Here is a 2,366-nt window from a genome sequence, read left to right as displayed (position 1 = left end):
GATTTTGTCCAGCGTGGTTGACCTCCGTGTGCGTGGGGGGATTGTACCCGCACACGAGGGAAAACTTGACAAGGTAGCAAGTTGGGTTATGGTATAATTACCATAGCCTGCGCCAACAAGGGCGCAAGCCACTCTTATTCTCAGGAGGTATGCACGATGCGGTACTATGCACACAATCGGTTCGTGTTACTGGTGAGCGTGTTTGCCTTATCGTCGTTGATGGCGACCGCAAGTTGGTCGCAGTCCCTGACTTGGTACAGCTTTCCGAAGGAATATTTCAAGAGTTTCAGTGCCTCGACCCCCGATGGCTCAGTTGTGATTGGCAGTGGAGATTGGCAAACGTTTCGCTGGGTAAACGGGGTGGTTGAAAACATTACCCCGCTGATCAGCAACATCGGCGCGGTGGCTAACGGTATTTCTGCCGATGGCTCCGTGCTGGTCGGCACAATCGGTAATTACCTCATAACATGGCGCGCCTTCCGCTGGACGGCAACTGAAGGGGTACAGTTTCTCGGTTCACTTGGCGGTCGTGGGAGCGCCGCACGTGATGTATCAGCCGATGGAAGCGTAGTGGTCGGCTGGGCGTACAACGCTGCAGGGCAGCAGCGCGCCTTTCGCTGGACACGCGATGGCGGGATGCAAGACCTTGGTACACTACCAAACACCCGAAATAGTGTGGCTCGCGCTGTTTCCGCCGACGGAAGCACGGTGGTTGGTGCAGCTACTTACGGCAATATCTCTCGCGCTTTCCGCTGGACGGCTTCTGAGGGCTTGCAAGATCTTGGAACCCTGCCTGGCGACGAGTCTAGCACACCCAACGCTGTATCTGCCGATGGGTCTGTTGTGGTCGGCTTGAGCATATTTAATGCCTTTAATACCAGCAAATACCGTGCCTTCCGCTGGACAGCATCTGGAGGGATGCAAGAACTTGGTGCGCGGATCGTGCCTCTCAGTGTTTCTGCTGACGGCAACATCGTGGTCGGTCGGGCTGAACCATTCGATGTGCCAGGAGAAGATTACGCCTTTCGCTGGACGGACGGACGAATGGAAGACCTCAACCAAACCTACCGCCATCTATTAGGTCCATCAAGACTCATTGCAGCCTACTATATCTCGCCGAATGGGCGCTACATCGTAGGAACTGGTTACAACGCTGCCATGAGGAGTGGAGCAATCTTCGTTTTGGATACGGGCTTTCCAATTCGCGGGGATGTTGACCGCAACGGCTGCGTGGACGACGCTGACCTGCTGCGGGTGCTGTTTGCATTCGGCGGGCGCGGCTACTGCAACGAAGACCTCAACTGGGATGGGATTGTAGACGACGCTGACCTGCTGGAGGTGCTGTTCAACTTCGGCAGCGGGTGTTAGCCCTCACCCCCAGCCCCTCTCCCACTTCGTGGGAGAGGGGAGCGGTTCGCTGACCTGTTTGGAGTGCTGAAGCTGACGCTTCAGCGTCGGGCGGAAGTGGAGCTTCCGCACTCCATACACGCTTTGGGACGCTGAAGCATAGGCGGAAGCTCCGCTTCCGCTCTCCATATCCCTATTACCCGTGTTCAGGGATAGCAGGGTGAGGGCAACTCCCTCCCCGTTGACGGGGAGGGCTGGGGTGGGGTATTATACCAATCGCGCAGCCAAAGTTCACAAAAACGAGTATGCCTGATAACCCCCTCCTTAAGGTTCCCCCTGCAAGCAGGGGGAACCGAACCCACGCGCCCCACGCGGTTCCCCTCGCGAAGCGGGGGGAACCTTAAGGAGGGGGGCAATCGGTGAACTTTAGACACGCGGTTGGTACTACACCGCCTCCAACGCCAAAACGCGCACCAGCACAACCGTGATGTTATCCCGTCCACCGTTGGCGAGCGCGCGGTCGACTAACCGCCACGCGGCGCGGGCGGGCGGCTCGTCGCGCAGAATCGCTTCAATCTCCGCATCGTCCACCATGTCGGTCAGCCCGTCGGAGCAGAGCAGATACAGGTCGCCTGCCTGCAGCGGGAAGGTCTCGATGTCAGGCTCCAGCGGCTCGCTGGGGTCGGCGACGCCCACCGCTTGGCGAATCACATTCCGCTGCGGGTGGTACTTCGCCTGTTCGGGGGTGATGATGCCCTGCTCTACCAGCCTCGCCACCAGCGTATGGTCGCGCGAGAGTTGCTCGAACACGCCTTCGCGCAGGCGGTAGCAGCGGCTGTCGCCTACATGCGCCAAGATGCCCTCGTCTTGCTTGAGGATCAGTGCGGTGAGCGTCGTGCCCATCCCGTAGCGCGAGGGGATTTTGCTCGCCATCTCGGCGATGTAGTGGTGCGCCTGTAGGATGGCGTGTCGCGCCGCCTCCTGCGCCGTGCCGCCGAGATGATAGTAGGCGTGCAGGA

The 2,366-nt window shown here is 59.1% G+C and carries 2 protein-coding genes; one reads left to right on the top strand and one right to left on the bottom strand.

Features of this window, described 5'->3' with window-relative positions:
* Nucleotides 1-156: 156 nt before the first annotated feature.
* Nucleotides 157-1,368, top strand: a complete 1,212-nt coding sequence (locus NW860_RS03290) for a hypothetical protein (RefSeq protein WP_414512378.1) — start codon at nucleotides 157-159, stop codon at nucleotides 1,366-1,368.
* A 423-nt stretch (nucleotides 1,369-1,791) separates the two neighbouring features.
* Here NW860_RS03290 and NW860_RS03285 read toward each other — a convergent pair.
* On the bottom strand, nucleotides 1,792-2,366 hold a 575-nt coding region (locus NW860_RS03285; protein ID WP_414512376.1), incomplete at its 5' end, for a PP2C family protein-serine/threonine phosphatase.

The sequence above is a fragment of the Synechococcus sp. F70.1 genome (assembly GCF_047502745.1).
In the GTDB taxonomy this organism is placed as follows: Bacteria; Cyanobacteriota; Cyanobacteriia; order Thermostichales; family Thermostichaceae; genus Thermostichus.
Note: the sequence above shows the minus strand (reverse complement) of the source record. Positions and strands in the feature narration are given on the sequence as shown.

Excerpts from the sequence above, each read along its gene's own strand:
- NW860_RS03290 (WP_414512378.1), top strand. The coding sequence starts at position 157 with ATGCGGTACTATGCACACAATCGGTTCGTGTTACTGGTGAGCGTGTTT.